The organism is Methylotuvimicrobium buryatense 5G (assembly GCF_000341735.1).
GTDB classification, from domain to species: Bacteria; Pseudomonadota; Gammaproteobacteria; order Methylococcales; family Methylomonadaceae; genus Methylotuvimicrobium; species Methylotuvimicrobium buryatense.
The window spans coordinates 708,383-723,860 of the sequence record NZ_KB455575.1 but is presented as its reverse complement, the minus strand read 5'-3'; the positions used below and the strand labels follow the sequence as shown (position 1 = coordinate 723,860).

Below are 15,478 nucleotides of genomic sequence, written 5' to 3'. Positions count from 1 at the left end.
AGACTCTCGCAGAACGGTACGTGAACCTCTCGATTCATACCGCTCCCATCAGGCAAACGCACCTATCATTCCCGCCCGCCAATGGGCAAACAAGTTTGGATGTTGATCTGCAATCTTCTCCAGAAACAGCATTGCCTTTATTTTATGCTGGCGTAGCGGCTTGAACTTTCGTCTTACCCACCTCACCAGAGTCATGTTGACGTGACGACACATACCATATAACGCAGATCGGGTATAACAACCATAATAGCCTATCCATCCCCTAATGATGGGATTCAACCATTGTGCTATTTGCCCTAAGCTCAACTCGGTACGCGTTCTGACTCGTAACTTTCTGACCTTTCCTCGCATTGACTTCAGCGCCGCTTTACTCACCGCCGGCGTAAAGTTTACAAACACACTGTTTCTTTTGCGATTCCTACACAGTCGCCGTCTGAACGTATACCCCAGAAAATCAAAGGAGGTATGCTTATAGCGCCCTTTGCGACTTCCATCTTTACAGTAAACAATCTTGGTTTTCACCGGATGAAGTTCAAGCCCACAGGACTGAAAGCGTTGCTTCAGTGCTTCCAGCATGTGTTTGGCTTCTGCCTCACTCCGGCAGTGCACCAGACCATCATCGGCATAACGACACCAGGGTGTATCCGAGTAGTGCTTTTGCAACCATTTGTCGAAGACATAGTGCAGAAACAGATTACTGAGCACCGGACTGACAACTCCACCTTGTGGCGTGCCTTTTCCCCGGCTACTCAATTCCCCATTGGGCATCTGCATCGGCACCGTCAACCAGCGCTCGATATACAATCTCACCCAAGCCGTATCGGTATGCTTATAGACCGCTTTAAGCAATAGATCATGCGGTATATTGTCGAATAATCCCTTAATATCAAACTCAAGTACCCAGTCATAGCGCCAACAACGTTCTCGCGTGACACCCACCGCATCGAGTGCTGACTTATTCGGCCTGTAGCCATACGAGTCAGGCAAAAAGTGCGGCTCAACCTGGGGTTCAAATTCCAGTTTGACGACCATCTGAGCAATACGATCACTCACGGTGGGTATACCCAAAATCCGTTCGCCACCTGCTTTCTTCGGTATGGCTACCGCTTTGACAGGCGGCGGGAAGTAACTGCCGGACGACAGCCGATTCCATAACTTGTAAAGATTGTCTTTCAGATTTCTTTCAAAATCTGCCAACGATTGCCTATCAACACCTGCAGCACCCGCATTGGCTTTCACCAATTCAAATGCACGCATCACTTGCCATTTCGAAATGACAAATGGCTTTGCCTCGCTCATATCATCCTCCTGCCTTTCAACAGTTGTGATAGCAATAAAGGCTGCCTGATGTTGCCCCTTCGCTCCTCGTTCATTACAAACGCTTCAACACTACTACGAGCAACTCCGCCCCAGTATCACGCATCGGTACTCTCATACTTATCAATTTAGTGATTTGCATTTCTCCCTTAACATCATGATGACTGGTTCCCACAGTTCCCATTGAAAGCCCGGTACAGAGTCACGCCCACTATACGCCGGACACCATCTGCACAGACTTCGGATCCGCTTGCAGACTCATCCCTGAAGTCTTGGACGCCCCAGGTTTTGATGTCGAGTCTCTGAATAACGACGCGTCAACATAGGTTCGGTTTAACTCGTCTCTCTGTACCCTACCTGCTAATTATGAATTAGCTTTTCCTCAACGCTCACTACCTGCACTCTTAATACAAGCAGCTTGAGGTGGTTTAAAGCCGGTTTCCGACAACAGACTTTGATGGACCTACCATCATCTTCCAATGAGCTTATACACATCTGATCGCTATTTCCGTATAGCGTCAGTTTGTGTGCCTGTGGCACACTCCAAGATTTTCAGCGGACGATGTGGTGCATGGTCAACAACAGCACCGCATCCTGCTGTTCGGCACTGTCCCTCAGCCGCAATAAGCGGGCACGGATCAAGGGTCCGTTACGCAAGTCGAAGGGCTTGGCGGCTTCTTGCCGGCATAGCGCTTGCCAAGCGGCATCTTGGCCGGGCTCTAAGCCGGTCAGGTCGATGTGCTCCATTTCTACCGCCAGATTTGGGCGGACGGTTTGCACCGCCACGCCGTCCGAGCCGGTCTCGAACACGGTTCGCAGGATTTCGTGCCGATTGACGATGGCCGCGAAGCTTTGCGTCAGTGCGGCAAGATCCAGGCGGCCGGTCAGGCGCAGGGCTACCGGGATGTTGTAGAAGGGGTTGTCCGGCTCCAGCTGGTCCAGAAACCACAGGCGTTGCTGGGCGTAGGATAACGGGATTGAGGCGTTGCGGGAGGGGGCAATGCCATAGACGCCAACTTAAGGCATAAAACGTCCTGATTAGCAAGATGCTTCAGCTTGCCGTAGCCAATAATCCGAGCGGGGTCCAGTCGTAGCCGCAGCCACGATAAGGCGCGTAGTAATGGTATCGAGTCGGAAGCGCCGGTTAAAGCGGTACGCGAACGCACCTAAGTAACGGGTGCCGTATTTTGCGAAATCGAAAGCATGGTAGGCGCCACCTAGACTGGTTTTGAGATTGCCCAGTACCGTATTGATCCAGCAGAACTCAGGCAGGTCTTTGGGTTTCCGACTACCGGCGACGGTTACCTGGTGTTGACAATCGGCATCGGTCACGCCGGCAAAACAGGCCAAGCCGTCGGACCGCACGACACAACCGGGGCTGAGATCGCCTTGTGCCCAATTGGCAATGGCTTTACGGGTAAAACCCGGAATCGGCGCCATTTTGATAAACCTCGGCTGTCCCTCGGGGCTGAGCGAGAGCGCCGCGACAAAGGGCACCTTATTCTCAGAGCCGCGCCCGGCCTTACCGCCAGCCAATTCGCCACCGAGATAGGCATCGTCCACCTGAACTTCGCCGTCCAAGGTGTATCGGGCATCCCGTTCGACCATCGCTTGCATCAGTTTCTGTTGGATCAGCCAAGCGGTAGGGTAACTGACGCCCAACTGCCGTTTCAAAGCCAGGGCGGACAAACCGGTCTTAGCCTGACTGATCAAGTAGATCGCCAGAAACCAGGTCGTCAATTTAAGGTGAGTGCTCTGGAATAAAGTGCCCGCAATCAGCGACGTTTGTAACCGGCAGGACCGGCATTGGAAGGTTTTGCGTCCGCCTGATTTAAGCACATAGTGTTCGGCATGACCGCAGTCGGGGCAGCGAAAGCCTTGGGACCAGCGGGACTGTTCTAAACTGTCTTCACATTGCGCTTCGGTGCCGAATTGCGCTAAAAAAGCAGGCAGTGACAGGCCTGCTTGAAACTGGATTTTATTCATGGCCATGAGCTGGACTCCTTGCTAATTAAGTGGCCAGTATGCGCCTTCTAGCCAAGAATATTCTGGTTTTTGGGCTTTAGCTGAAGCATCTTGCTAATCAGGACAGTTCTTGTCTGATGCCGTTTTCACTGTGACTGTGGAACATTTCGATATCGAGGTGCAATTTTTCATCACGATATTGTTCTTCAATTCGCCAGCGACGGAAATACAGTTCAACCAGTGATTCGGCGGGATACTGACGGCTGCCGGTAAGATTGGTTAATAAGACCGACAGCGTGCCGTCCGGGCTTTCCAAACGGACCGCGCGTAGCTTGATGCTTTTGGGGCCCGGTCGTTTCCGGCGAATCCGCGAGGCCGTATCCAACCAGATGACGGCCTCTGAACGCCCGGATTGGACAAAGTTCTCGACCGCTTTAAAGGTCGATTGGGCCGGACAGCGGAACACGAAAGCCGAATCCGGCGAGGTATCTCGTAAGTAGTAAAGCAAGTCATAGCTGGGATAACCGCGGTCAAACAATAAGACCAAAGGACGATCGGGGAGCTGCGGTAGCAGCTCTTTCACATCCTCGCGCTCGTCGCCTTCCGCTAAGGGACTGATCGCGCGAGCGATCGGTAACCGTCGAAAGACATCGAATGCGGTCGGGACCAGACATTGCGGATAGTGGCCTTTGCCGGGAAAGGTCAAGCCGCTGTTGGGATCGAAGGCTTTGCGAAGCTCGGGCGAGGCCGGCAAGTGATATTTGGAACCGTCAAAAGCCACCGCCGTCATGCCATGCCACGTATATTCCGGCGACTCCGGCCAAAGCGAATAAGCTAACTGCACACTATCGGCTAATAGATCAGTAAAGACGGACCACGGTAATCGACTTCGGGCTTTCGTCACTGCACTCCGATGCACGGCTTCAGCCTCAGGCCAACAACCGCTTCGCCGCGCTTGTTTGAAGAATTCACCGGAATGAATGTCCACGCCAGCGGATTTATCACTGGTAACCAGTGATAACACCAAGGTAATTAGGTTGGGTAAGGAGAGTTTGCGTGTGCGGGTAAAGTGCTCAGCCGATTGCTTTTGATCATCGGCTAACGTGTGTGGAATTAAACGGCGAAATTGTTCAAGATAAGACGAAAGTTGGCATGAATTTTCAAAGCGATGTTTGTGCCATGTTTGCGGTGCTGGTCATAAATGAGTCTCTCTGTAGTGATTTCATGTGCTTATTATAATAAAAACAAGGTATTATGTCTTTATTTTTCTTAAGTCAACAGCATTGATTGTTGGCCTCCCCCTTTGAAAAGTAGGATTGAGGGGGATTTATTTATAAAATCTCCCCTAGCCCCTCTTTTTCAGAGAGGGTGACTGAATACTTACATTCCATTTGCACGGTTTTGATGGGTAACCTATAATCCCAAGCTTGTTTTACGGTTCCCGCACTGCGCGGGTGAAACTGGAAGCCGGTTAAAAGCCGGCGCTGCCCCCGCAACGGTAAGTGATTTTTCACGAGCCCGGAGACAGGCCTAAAACTGACTCATTAATTATTAGTGACAATGCGTTCGTTTTTTAACGCTGATTCTAAATTTAAAGAGTAGAAATCAACAGTATTGCGGCGGGCAATCTGTCAAATCGTTTTTTTTAGGTTTGTCTTCCCCGCTATTCATTCGCCAACCAGACTTGGGAAGGACAACAACCATGAAAACACTCGCCGGCTCTTCCGTCGTTTACTCCGCTAAATTTCTCCCGGGCTTGAGCGCCATCGTATTGGGCTTGACCGTGATTCTAGGCCTCGGCTTCATGCAGGACGCCAACAACTACATTCATAATGCCGCACACGACGGACGCCATAGCGCCGCATTTCCCTGTCATTAAGCGTGGCCGATTTTCGTAAACTGGTGATCGCCGCATTGGCGGCCGGAATCCTTTCCGGCCTGCTGCTCAGCGTCTTACAGTATTATCTGACGCAACCTCTGATTTTAGCCGCGGAACAATTCGAAGCGCCCGCAACCGGCTCCGAACATGAATGGCAACCGGAAAACGGCTGGCAACGCTTCGCCTTCACGATGCTGTTTAACGGACTGAGCGGCTTCGGCTTTGCCTTGCTCTTGAGTGCGGCGATGTATTGGCACGGCACAGGCGGCTATTGGCGCGGCTTATTGTGGGGCTCGGCCGGGTATTTGGTTTTTTTCGCCGCGCCTTCATTGGGCCTACCGCCGGAATTGCCCGGAACCGACAGCGCCGCTTTGCTCAGCCGGCAAGCCTGGTGGCTGTTCACCGCGGCATCGACCGTGGCCGGTTTATACGGACTCTTATTGAGCAAAAACCATGGCCTACAAATCGCCGGCGGCATGTTAGCGGCTGCCCCGCATTTGATCGGGGCCCCGCATCCGGAAATAGCGCAAGCCTTGGCGCCCGAAGCCTTACAACAACGCTTCGTAGTGATGTCCGCCTTTAGCAATGCCCTATTCTGGCTGAGCCTCGGCGCTTTAGCCGGATTCAGCATGACCAAACTCAAACTCTGATTATGAACACTAGCCCATCCGTCCGCCATTGTCCGGCCATGCTGATCAGCGCGCCCGCTTCCGGCCAAGGCAAGACGACCATTACCGCCGCGCTGGCAGCCTATTACCGAAGTCAAAACCGCAAGGTCAGCGTATTCAAAACCGGCCCGGATTTCATCGATCCGCAGATTCTGGCTCATGCCTCGGGACGGCCGGTCTATCAGCTGGATTTGTGGATGATGGGCGAGGCGCATTGCCGAGACTTGCTCTATCGCGCCGCCGCCGAGGCCGATGTCATCCTGATCGAAGGCGTAATGGGCCTCTACGACGGTGACAGTAGCAGCGCCGATCTGGCACAGGCGTTGTCGGTACCGGTCGCCGCCGTGATCGACGCGCAAGGCATGGCGCAAACCTTTGCCGCCGTCGCCTACGGTTTGGCTCATTACCGGCCACACCTAAGGTTTTCCGGCGTTATCGCCAACAAGGTCGGCAGTCCAGGCCATGCCGGATTACTGCAAGAAGCGCTGCCCGAAGACATGCCCCTGCTGGCGGCCCTATCTAAAGACGCGGATATCGCCTTGCCGTCGCGGCATTTGGGTTTACTGCAAGCGGACGAGATCGGCGACTTGGACCGAAGACTGGCGCGAGCCGCCGAATTATTGACCGAATCCGCGCCATGCCGCTTGCCCGAACCGGTTGCCTTTGCTCCGGTTGCAACGACGCCGACGCCGCGCCTTCTTGCCGGCAAGCGCATCGGCATCGCCCGCGATTCGGCCTTTTCGTTCATCTACCAAGCCAACCTCGATTGCTTGCAGGCCATGGGCGCCGAGCTGTGTTTCTTCTCGCCGTTGACCGACACCGAATTGCCGGAGGTCGATAGCCTTTATCTTCCGGGCGGATATCCGGAACTGCATCTAATGGCCCTCGCCGATAATCGCGCGATGAAACAAGCCTTGCATGATCATCACCGCGCCGGTAAACCGATTTATGCCGAATGCGGCGGTTTTTTATACCTCTTGGAAACGCTGACCGACAAACAGGGGCAATCAGCCGCGATGGTTGGCCTGTTGCCGGGTCGCGCGACAATGCAGAACCGGCTGGTCAATCTGGGCATGCACAGTTTGCAGCTGGAGCACGGAGAAATACGCGGCCATAGTTTTCATCATTCGCTTCTGGAAACCGATAAGGAAGCCTCGACCGTATCGATTCCGCAACGCAACCGCAGCCAAGGCGAAAGGTTTTTCCGCGTGGGATCGTTGCAAGCCTCTTATCTGCACACTTATTTTCCGTTCAACCCGCAACAAGCTGCAGGATTTTTTCAATGACCGGATTAGCAAAAGTCTGGTTTGTCGGCGCCGGCCCCGGCGATCCGGATTTGATCACTGTCAAGGGCCGCGATTTGATTGCCAAGGCCGACGCCATTCTGTTCGCCGGTTCCCTGGTACAACAAGCCGCGACGCAATGGGCGCCGGCGCATTGCGCGGTCAAAGATTCCAAGGACATGACGCTGGAACAGATCACCGATTGGTTGATCGCCCAAGCGCAACCCGGCAAGACCGTGATCCGCCTACAAACCGGCGATCCGGGCCTCTATGGCGCCCTGATCGAAATGGTTCAACCCCTGGATAAGGCCGGCGTTGCCGTCGAGGTGGTGCCGGGAGTGTCGTCGGCAATGGCCGCGATGGCCTGCGCGGTGGAAAGCCTGACCTTGCCGGAAGTCACGCAAACCGTGATCCTGACCCGTGTCGAAGGCCGCACGCCGATGCCGGAAGGCGAATCGCTTCGGGAATTGGCCGGCCATCATTCGACGCTGTGCTTGTTTTTATCGATCACCTTGCTGCCAACCATCGAACGCGAACTGAAAGCCGCCGGCTGGACCGACGAATCGCCCGTCCTGGTCGTGCACAAGGCCAGTTGGCCGGGCGAGCAACACATCATTCGCGGCACGCTCGCCGACATCCGCGAACGCTGCCGCGTCGCCAAAATTAACAGCCAGGCGATGATCGTCGTCAGCCCCACGTTGGGCGCGCGCCATTGGCCGGACTTAAAAAAATCCAAACTTTACGACGCCGGCTTCACGCATCGTTTTCGCCGCGCCGAGCAATCAGATTCTTAAGGAACACGCATGACAACCACGATACTGTTAGTCGGCCACGGTTCGCGCAACCAGGCAGGCAATGACGAAATCCTCGAATTTCAACGCCAATGGCAGGCCCGACACCCCGAATGGCGCATCGAACTCTGCTATATCGAACTGGCCGATGTGCTCTTGCCCGAAGGCCTGCGCCGCGCGGCGCAAAATTCCGACAAGGTCATCGTCGTGCCGCTGATCATCAGCGCCGCCGGCCATGTCAAGATGGAAATTCCCGAACACATCGAAGAAGCCCGAGCCCTGAACCCGAATGTCGAATTCGTTTATGCGCCGCATCTGGGCAGTAACGAGACTCTGCTGGAAATCTTGAACAAACAATTGAACGCCACGCTGAAAACCCTGGCGATGCCCGACCCAAAAACGACCGGCGTCATTATCTTGGGACGCGGTTCGTCGGACCGGGTCGCCAACGGAGAACTGGCGAAACTGGCGCGCTGGCTGTTCGAGGCCACCGAACACGAATTGGTCGACATCGCCTTTACCGGCATCACTCACCCGCGCCTGGAAACTGCGGTGCAGCGTCAAGCGCGTCTCGGCATGACGCAAATCGCGATCCTGCCCTACTATCTGTTTACCGGGCTCTTGATCGAACGCATTGCACGACAAGTACAGCGATTGCAAACACAGTATCCGCAAATCGCGATTGCTTGCGGTAATTATTTCGGCTTCGACCCGGGCGTATTCGAACTACTCGACCGACGCGTCGAGGATGCCGCCGACCCGAATTCGCCGAAAATGCTCGAATGCGACGGCTGCCAATACCGCGAACAGGCCGCGCATCAGCACCATCATCACCATTGAAGCAAAGCCATGACCCAAAACATCAAGACCGAACAACTGACCCAAGCCGGACAGCAAATCGAGCACGATTCGTTTGCGATCGTCGACCGCGAAGCCGGTGCTCATCACTATACCGGTGCACAATGGCAAGTCGTGCGGCGCATGATACACGCGACCGCCGACTTTGAATTCAACGGCCTGGCCGAGTTTTCCGATGACGCGGTCGAAGCCGGTATCGCGGCGATTTTGAACGGCGCGCCGATTATCGCCGACGTGGAAATGATTTGCGTCGGCCTATCGAAGCCGCGCCTGGCTCATTTCGGCATGCACACGCATCAATTCATCGCCGATGACGACGTGATCGCGGATGCCAAACGAGTCAACAGCACCCGTGCGGTACAAGCGATGCGTAAAGCCGCTCGCTTGGATTTGCTGAACGGCGGCATCGTCGCGGTCGGCAACGCGCCGACCGCCTTGTTGGAAGTCTTGCGCTTGATCGAGGAAGAAGGCGTCAAACCGGCGCTGATCGTCGGCATGCCGGTCGGCTTCGTGTCCGCCGCCGAATCGAAAGACGCGCTGAGCGCATCGAAAAATATTCCCTGGCTGATCACCCGAGGCCGCAAAGGCGGTTCGACGCTGGTCGTAGCGGCGCTGCATGCGCTCTTGAGTTTGGCGGAAAGCCGGCAACAAAACGGCTGATTCGATGGCGATGGCGGAACGCAAACCCAAAGGTACCCGTAAAGGCTACACCACCGGCGCATGTTCCGCTGCCGCCGCGCGGGCCGCCGTGTGCGGCTTGCTGGAAGGCAGGGTTCCCGAGACCGTCGAATGCCAACTGCCCAACGGCGAGACGGTTCGCTTCAAGGTGGCGGAGGCTTGGGTCAACAGCGATGGCGCGCATGCGGTCATTGAAAAAGATGCCGGCGACGATCCGGATTGCACCAATCACGCCCGGCTGACCGCCGACGTAGCTTGGATAGCGCAGCCGGACACGGTCGTACTGCACGGCGGCGAAGGTGTCGGCCTAGTAACCCGTCCAGGATTGGGGCTGGAAGTCGGCAGCGCGGCGATCAACCCGGTACCGCGCAAAAATATCGAACACAATATTCGTCTCATCGCATCCGAGGCTTTGAAAACCCGTGGTTTGCAAGTGACCATCTCGGTGCCGGACGGCGAAACGATGGCCAAAAAAACGCTCAATTACCGCCTAGGCATTATCGGCGGTATTTCGATTCTGGGGACGACCGGCATCGTCCACCCCTATTCCACCGCCGCGTTCCGCGCCAGCGTGGTACAGGGCGTCGAAGTCGCCGCGAATCAAGGACAAGACACCGTCGTTCTGACCACGGGTGGGCGCACCGAGAAATTCGTGATGCGCGAATTGCCGGCATTGAATGAAAGCTGTTTCGTGCAAATGGGCGATTTTTTGACCCCCGCGCTCGATACCGCTGAACGCTGCGGCATTCGCAGCATCATCATCGGCGGCATGGTCGGCAAACTCACTAAAATGGCACAAGGCGAAACCATCACGCATGCCGGACGTAATCCGGTCGATGTCGAACTGGTCGCCGACATCGCCCGCAGCATCGGCGCTCCGGAGACAGTTTGCCGGGCCATCGCCGAGCAGGAAACCGCTCGCTATGCCTCGGAATGCATGGCCGAGTTGGGTTTGGAATACGAATTCCACATCGAACTGGCCAAACGGGTGATCGCCACATTGGAACGGCGCTACCCTGGGAGCTTCGACATCGGCGTCTTGGTTTGCGACTTCGACGGCAATAAACTGGCGCAAGCCGGAAGGACTTAATCTCTATGTCATTGTGCACTATCATCGGCGTGCTCGACGACGGCGCCGCCAGCTTGAGCTGCGAGGCCTTGCAATCGTTGCGCGAAGCCAAGCACGTCATCGCCGGCAACCGCTTGCTAGCGGTACTGGCGGAAGACATCGCCGGAGCCCGGCATTACGATTTGACCGCCCGGCTCACGCAAGTGCCGGACTGGATCGACGCGGCCTTGGCCGACGAGGAGCCGGTGGCGGTCTTGGCCAGCGGCGATCCTTTGTGCCACGGCATCGCGGGTTATTTGACCGGCAAACTGGACCCGGCCCGGGTCCGAATACTGCCGAATCTCAGCAGCATACAACTGGCCTTTGCCGAACTGCGATTGCCCTGGCAATCGGCTACCATCGTCTCGGTGCATAGCAAGGATGCCGGCGAGTGGACGCCGGGAGCCACACCGCAACATGGCCTGTATGAACTGATGCGGCATTGTCGAAGCAAAGACTTGCTGGCGGTATTAACCAGTCCGGACAATACCCCGGCACGCATCGCTCGCATGTTGCAAAGCGAAGGTTTGGCGGACCAGTTCGATATCGCGGTTGCCCAGCGCCTGAGGCAAAACGAACAGCGCGTCACCGGCTTTATCGGCATCGCCGAAGCGGCCGAAGCCGTCTACGCCGACCCCAATGTAGCAATTCTGAAACGCAAAGCGCCGGCGCCGGCGCCGGTGCTGTTCGGTTTGAGCGATGCGAGTTTTCGTCAGCGCAAACCGGAAAAAGGCCTGATCACCAAACGCGAAATACGCGCCGTCTCGCTGGCGCGCATGCAGTTGACGCGCCGCAGCATCGTCTGGGACATCGGCGCCGGATCGGGCTCGGTCGGGCTTGAAGCGGCGCGCTTATGCCCGGACGGTCATGTCTATGCGATCGAGAAAAATGCCGGCGACATCGACAACATCGAGCAGAACCGGATCAATTGGCGCATCGGAAATTACAGCGTCGTCCACGGCAAGGCGCCGCAATTTTTGGACGCCTGGCCCGACCCCGATGCGGTCTTCATCGGCGGTTCCGGCGGCGAACTGGCCGAATTGATCGACTTGTGTTTGCAGCGCTTGCGGCCCGGCGGCTGGTTGGTGATGAACTTCGCGACCCTGGAAAACCTGTCGACGGCCATCGATACTTTAAAGCGCTTGGGCGCGGACTGGGACGCCTGCCAAATTCAGGCATCGCGCAGCAGTCCGATACTCGATATGCACCGATTACAAGCGGAAAACCCGGTATGGATCATTTCAGCAATACCTCATCATGAACAATAAACTCGGCACCCTCTACGGCATCTCGCTCGGGCCCGGCGACCCCGGCCTGATTACTCGACGCGCCTGGGACTTACTCTCCGGCCCCGGCCATTGGGCTTACCCGGTGCGCAAAAAAAACAGCGACAGCTATGCGCTGGACATCGCCTTGCGCGCCGGACTCGCGATGCCCGGTGAACATAGCCCGTTGCATTTTCCGATGACCCACGACAGCGAAGTCCTGGAGCGTTATTGGCAAGAAGCGGCGCAAACCGTATTGACACGGTTGCAACAAGGCCAAGATGTGCTATTTCTAGTCGAAGGCGATGCCTCGACCTATTCCACCTTCGGTCATTTGCAACGTAGCGTTCGCGCGCTGGAACCCCGAGTACCGGTCGAAGTCATTCCCGGCGTGGCCTCGTTTCACGCCGCCGCGGCGCGTTGCGGCGAACCGTTGGCCGATGTCGACGACACTGTCGCGATCGTCCCGGCCGGCTACGGCATCGAACAGATCGAACGCATGCTGAACGATTTCGATACACTGGTGCTGCTGAAAGTCAAACCCTTACTGGACGACATCATCGAGCTCTTGCAACGCCGCGATTTACTCGACTACGGCTATTTCATCGAAAAAGCCGGCGCGCCGGAAGAGCGCGTCGTGCATGATCTGGCAAGTTTACGGGGGCAAAAGGTCAATTATCTGTCCCTGATGATTATCAAAAACCCGGGCCGCCGGCGTGGCGAGATGCAACGCGGCTGCCGCAAGAAAAAGGAAAATACCGATGCATGATGTGCGCGTTGCGATTATCGCGATTACCAAACACGGCGCGGCCATCGCCAGCCGCTTGGCCCCGCAAATCCCGGAAGCCGAAGTCGTGGTGTCGGCCAAACAGGCCGAACATCTGAGCGAGTTCGCCAATATCCGCAAGGTTTATCAGGGTGCATTGAGCGCGCAGATCGCAGACTTGTTCGAGTCTTACGATCAGCTCATTTTTTTGGTGTCGCTCGGTGCGGTCGTGCGCTTAATCGCGCCGCATCTCAAGTCCAAGGACGAAGACCCCGGCATACTAGTCATCGACGATGCCGCGCAATTCGTGATTCCGGTGCTGTCGGGCCATGTCGGCGGTGCCAATGCCTATGCCGAAAAAGTGTCCGCGCTGCTCAACGCGACACCGGTTCTAACCACCGCATCCGATGTCGGCAAGACCATTCCGGTGGACATTCTCGGCCGCGAATTAGGCTGGCGAGTGGAAGCGCCAAAGATCAACATCACCCGCGTTTCGGCGGATGTGGTCAATCAATTGCCGATCGCTTTCGTACAGGAAGCCGGCAGTAAAAATTGGTGGACCCGGCCGACGCCGTTACCGGACAACATACACCGTTTCGAGCGTTTCGAGGATGTCGATCTCGAACGCTACCGGTCGATTTTATGGGTCACGCACCGGGAAATCGATCCGTCCGTCTGGCAGCGGCTCGAAGAAAGGCTCGTGGTCTACCGACCGCCGCAGGACCCGTCATGAAAGTCATGATCGGCATCGGCTGCGACCGTCATGCGAGTCTAGCCACCTTGCAAGAGGCCTTGGCGCAGGCCTTGCAAAGCTGCGGCCTGGACGAATCGGCGATTGCAGGGCTCGCCAGCATCGACAAAAAACAAGATGAGACTGCGTTAATGCAACTGGCGGCAAGCCGGGATTGGCCGCTGTATTATTATCCTGCCGAAGCGCTGGCGAGTATTCCGGTGCCGAATCCGTCGGCTGTGGTATTGAAATACATGGGCACTCCGGCCGTGGCCGAAGCCGCCGCCATACTGGCCGCGAACGGCGATATGCAAGATTTGCTGGTCGAAAAACACAAACACCTAGGCGCGGACGGCAAAAACGCCACCGTGTCGATAGCGAGAATACCATGACACCAACAGGAAAAATTTTACTGGTCGGCATCGGTCCCGGCGCGCACGAACACATGACCTTTCGAGCCCGAGAAGCGATAGCCGAAGCCGATGTCGTGATCGGCTACAGCACCTATATCAAACTGGTCAAGGACTTGCTCGACGGCAAGGAAGTGATCAAAAAAGGCATGACCGAAGAACTCGATCGCAGCATCGAAGCCTACGAGCATGCCAAACAAGGCAAGACTGTCGCGCTGATTTCCTCCGGCGACATCGGCGTCTACGGCATGGCCGGCCCGACTTACGAATTATTGCTCGACAGCGGCTGGACGCCCGACGATCCGATTGAAGTGGAAGTGGTTCCCGGCAGCACCGCGCTGTCTAGTTGCGCCTCCTTGGTCGGCGCGCCGTTGACTCATGATTTTTGTTCGATTTCGTTGTCCGATTTATTGACGCCGTGGCCGGTCATTGCCCGGCGTTTGGAAAGCGCCGCGCAAGGCGACTTCGTAGTGGCTTTGTATAATCCGAAAAGCGGCCGTCGTACCCAGCATATCGTCGAAGCGCAACGCATTCTGTTACGCCACCGCAGCCCGGAAACGCCGGTGGCCATCGTCAAATCGGGCTACCGCGCCTTGCAGAACATTCAACTCGTCAAGCTGGCCGACATGGCCGATTGCGATATCGGCATGTTGACCACTGTATTGGTCGGCAACAGCAGCACCTTTGTCCGCGAAGGCTTGATGGTAACGCCGCGCGGCTACGCCAACAAATACGATGCTCTGACCGGTGAAACACGGGACGGCGAACAAGCGGGCCGTTCGCTGAGCATGGGCCTGGACGGCTGGAAAGGCGCAGTCCGCCGTTATTTACGCGACACCCCCGAAACGACGCTGCAAAAAACGGCGGCGTATTTCGGTCAACCGCTGGCTGAAATACTCGATGCCGTCGGCCAGTCGACGCCTGACGAGTCAGCCGGTAGTTTCACCGCGCGGCAAGTGAGGCAGGACCTGCAAGACGGCTTGTTGGATTCGTTGCCGCACTGGGGCAAATTACGCGCCGTGGTTCGCAGCGAAGGCGGTGCGGTGGCCGAATTGTTGATCGACGGCGCCGATTTACAGAAAAAAAACGATTGGCTGAACATTGTCAACGACGCCTTTCATTTACACATCGATTGGAGTCAGGCCCGGCAAACCTGGTTCGTCAGCCGCGGCGAGAAGGCTCACGGCATTCAAGTGACCGATGCTCAGGGCGATTTGTTGTTCAATCTATGGCTGGTCGCCGGCGATGCCGGATTCGACGCCCGAGCCTTGCAGCGCTACCGGGACGACCGCGAGGAATTATGCCAAACCTTAACATCGGATATTCATCATGACTAATCACACACCCTCCATGCCCGAAAAACCCAAAATGGGCGACTACAAGCGCCATCTGCTAGTTTGCACCGGTCCGCGCTGCACCGAAGACGGCGAAGCGCAGGCATTATTCGAAACTTTGGGCGAAAAATTCAAAGCCGCCGGCATCGATAAAGGCGCGCTCAGAGTCAAGCGTACCCGCACGCACTGTTTCGCCACCTGCAAATCCGGACCGATCATGTGCGTGCAACCCGACGGCATTTGGTACTACAACGTCAACGAAACCAATCTGCAACGCATCATCGACGAGCATTTGCTCGGCGGCAAACCGGTCGAGGAATTGATTTATCATCGCGCTTGTTCTGCTGATGCAGTGAGCAGTGAGCAGTGAGCAGTGAGCAGTGAGCAGTGAATGATGCGGTATTTCAATCACCTGTCAAGACCGCA

At 56.2% G+C, this 15,478-nt stretch carries 17 protein-coding genes and 1 riboswitch; of the genes, 13 read left to right on the top strand and 4 right to left on the bottom strand.

Going from position 1 to position 15,478, the window contains the following annotated elements; translation table 11 throughout:
* Positions 1-48: 48 nt before the first annotated feature.
* From ltrA to METBU_RS0103340, 4 genes are all read right to left on the bottom strand, one after another.
* On the bottom strand, positions 49-1,299 hold the full coding sequence (gene ltrA / locus METBU_RS0103360; RefSeq protein ID WP_014148637.1) for a group II intron reverse transcriptase/maturase: 1,251 nt from the start codon (positions 1,297-1,299) through the stop codon (positions 49-51).
* A gap of 570 nt (positions 1,300-1,869) precedes the next feature.
* On the bottom strand, positions 1,870-2,295 hold the full coding sequence (locus tag METBU_RS25795; protein ID WP_268869775.1) for a condensation domain-containing protein: 426 nt from the start codon (positions 2,293-2,295) through the stop codon (positions 1,870-1,872).
* Positions 2,296-2,355: 60 nt separating this feature from the next.
* Complete coding sequence (locus tag METBU_RS0103345; RefSeq protein WP_017839276.1) at positions 2,356-3,309, bottom strand: IS1595 family transposase; 954 nt, start codon at positions 3,307-3,309, stop codon at positions 2,356-2,358.
* Positions 3,310-3,400: 91 nt separating this feature from the next.
* Entirely contained in the window at positions 3,401-4,396 is a 996-nt protein-coding gene (locus METBU_RS0103340; protein ID WP_138767169.1) for an IS4 family transposase, read from the bottom strand.
* Positions 4,397-4,700: 304 nt separating this feature from the next.
* A riboswitch (cobalamin riboswitch) is annotated at positions 4,701-4,830 on the top strand.
* Between the two features lie 154 nt (positions 4,831-4,984).
* Between METBU_RS0103340 and METBU_RS25790 the strand changes: the two genes are divergently transcribed.
* Genes METBU_RS25790 through METBU_RS0103275 form a run of 13 tightly spaced genes read left to right on the top strand, consistent with a single transcriptional unit; the run spans position 4,985 to position 15,422 of the window.
* Positions 4,985-5,161 (top strand): CbtB domain-containing protein, encoded by a 177-nt coding sequence (locus METBU_RS25790; RefSeq protein ID WP_017839274.1) that lies wholly within the window; start codon positions 4,985-4,987, stop codon positions 5,159-5,161.
* 2 nt (positions 5,162-5,163) lie between these two features.
* Complete coding sequence (locus METBU_RS0103330) at positions 5,164-5,811, top strand: CbtA family protein (protein ID WP_017839273.1); 648 nt, start codon at positions 5,164-5,166, stop codon at positions 5,809-5,811.
* 2 nt (positions 5,812-5,813) lie between these two features.
* Positions 5,814-7,115, top strand: a complete 1,302-nt coding sequence (locus METBU_RS0103325; RefSeq protein ID WP_040575274.1) for a cobyrinate a,c-diamide synthase — start codon at positions 5,814-5,816, stop codon at positions 7,113-7,115.
* Entirely contained in the window at positions 7,112-7,906 is a 795-nt protein-coding gene (gene cobM, locus METBU_RS0103320) for a precorrin-4 C(11)-methyltransferase (protein ID WP_017839271.1), read from the top strand. The genes METBU_RS0103325 and cobM overlap by 4 nt, the downstream gene beginning before the upstream one ends.
* Before the next feature lie 9 nt (positions 7,907-7,915).
* The gene (locus tag METBU_RS0103315; protein WP_017839270.1) at positions 7,916-8,743 is read left to right on the top strand and encodes a sirohydrochlorin chelatase; all 828 of its coding nucleotides are present in this window, start codon (positions 7,916-7,918) and stop codon (positions 8,741-8,743) included.
* 9 nt (positions 8,744-8,752) lie between these two features.
* Positions 8,753-9,421 (top strand): precorrin-8X methylmutase, encoded by a 669-nt coding sequence (locus METBU_RS0103310; RefSeq protein ID WP_017839269.1) that lies wholly within the window; start codon positions 8,753-8,755, stop codon positions 9,419-9,421.
* 4 nt (positions 9,422-9,425) lie between these two features.
* Complete coding sequence (locus tag METBU_RS0103305; protein WP_017839268.1) at positions 9,426-10,529, top strand: cobalt-precorrin-5B (C(1))-methyltransferase; 1,104 nt, start codon at positions 9,426-9,428, stop codon at positions 10,527-10,529.
* A 5-nt stretch (positions 10,530-10,534) separates the two neighbouring features.
* Positions 10,535-11,815 (top strand): bifunctional cobalt-precorrin-7 (C(5))-methyltransferase/cobalt-precorrin-6B (C(15))-methyltransferase, encoded by a 1,281-nt coding sequence (locus METBU_RS0103300; protein WP_017839267.1) that lies wholly within the window; start codon positions 10,535-10,537, stop codon positions 11,813-11,815.
* Entirely contained in the window at positions 11,805-12,581 is a 777-nt protein-coding gene (cobI, locus tag METBU_RS0103295; protein ID WP_017839266.1) for a precorrin-2 C(20)-methyltransferase, read from the top strand. Before METBU_RS0103300 ends, cobI begins: the two co-directional genes overlap by 11 nt.
* On the top strand, positions 12,574-13,311 hold the full coding sequence (locus tag METBU_RS0103290) for a cobalamin biosynthesis central domain-containing protein (RefSeq protein WP_017839265.1): 738 nt from the start codon (positions 12,574-12,576) through the stop codon (positions 13,309-13,311). Before cobI ends, METBU_RS0103290 begins: the two co-directional genes overlap by 8 nt.
* Positions 13,308-13,700, top strand: coding sequence for a cobalamin biosynthesis protein (locus tag METBU_RS0103285; RefSeq protein WP_017839264.1), 393 nt, complete (start codon positions 13,308-13,310; stop codon positions 13,698-13,700). Before METBU_RS0103290 ends, METBU_RS0103285 begins: the two co-directional genes overlap by 4 nt.
* Positions 13,697-15,055, top strand: coding sequence for a precorrin-3B C(17)-methyltransferase (gene cobJ, locus METBU_RS0103280; RefSeq protein ID WP_017839263.1), 1,359 nt, complete (start codon positions 13,697-13,699; stop codon positions 15,053-15,055). Before METBU_RS0103285 ends, cobJ begins: the two co-directional genes overlap by 4 nt.
* Positions 15,048-15,422, top strand: a complete 375-nt coding sequence (locus METBU_RS0103275; protein ID WP_040575272.1) for a (2Fe-2S) ferredoxin domain-containing protein — start codon at positions 15,048-15,050, stop codon at positions 15,420-15,422. The genes cobJ and METBU_RS0103275 overlap by 8 nt, the downstream gene beginning before the upstream one ends.
* Positions 15,423-15,478 lie beyond the last annotated feature (56 nt).

Bases quoted from the DNA above. Each gene is read 5' to 3' on its own strand.
- ltrA (WP_014148637.1), bottom strand. From the start codon at position 1,299: ATGAGCGAGGCAAAGCCATTTGTCATTTCGAAATGGCAAGTGATGCGT.
- METBU_RS0103345 (WP_017839276.1), bottom strand. From the start codon at position 3,309: ATGGCCATGAATAAAATCCAGTTTCAAGCAGGCCTGTCACTGCCTGCT.
- METBU_RS25790 (WP_017839274.1), top strand. From the start codon at position 4,985: ATGAAAACACTCGCCGGCTCTTCCGTCGTTTACTCCGCTAAATTTCTC.
- METBU_RS0103325 (WP_040575274.1), top strand. From the start codon at position 5,814: ATGAACACTAGCCCATCCGTCCGCCATTGTCCGGCCATGCTGATCAGC.
- cobM (WP_017839271.1), top strand. From the start codon at position 7,112: ATGACCGGATTAGCAAAAGTCTGGTTTGTCGGCGCCGGCCCCGGCGAT.
- METBU_RS0103315 (WP_017839270.1), top strand. From the start codon at position 7,916: ATGACAACCACGATACTGTTAGTCGGCCACGGTTCGCGCAACCAGGCA.
- METBU_RS0103310 (WP_017839269.1), top strand. From the start codon at position 8,753: ATGACCCAAAACATCAAGACCGAACAACTGACCCAAGCCGGACAGCAA.
- METBU_RS0103305 (WP_017839268.1), top strand. From the start codon at position 9,426: ATGGCGATGGCGGAACGCAAACCCAAAGGTACCCGTAAAGGCTACACC.
- METBU_RS0103300 (WP_017839267.1), top strand. From the start codon at position 10,535: ATGTCATTGTGCACTATCATCGGCGTGCTCGACGACGGCGCCGCCAGC.
- cobI (WP_017839266.1), top strand. From the start codon at position 11,805: ATGAACAATAAACTCGGCACCCTCTACGGCATCTCGCTCGGGCCCGGC.
- METBU_RS0103290 (WP_017839265.1), top strand. From the start codon at position 12,574: ATGCATGATGTGCGCGTTGCGATTATCGCGATTACCAAACACGGCGCG.
- METBU_RS0103285 (WP_017839264.1), top strand. From the start codon at position 13,308: ATGAAAGTCATGATCGGCATCGGCTGCGACCGTCATGCGAGTCTAGCC.
- cobJ (WP_017839263.1), top strand. From the start codon at position 13,697: ATGACACCAACAGGAAAAATTTTACTGGTCGGCATCGGTCCCGGCGCG.
- METBU_RS0103275 (WP_040575272.1), top strand. From the start codon at position 15,048: ATGACTAATCACACACCCTCCATGCCCGAAAAACCCAAAATGGGCGAC.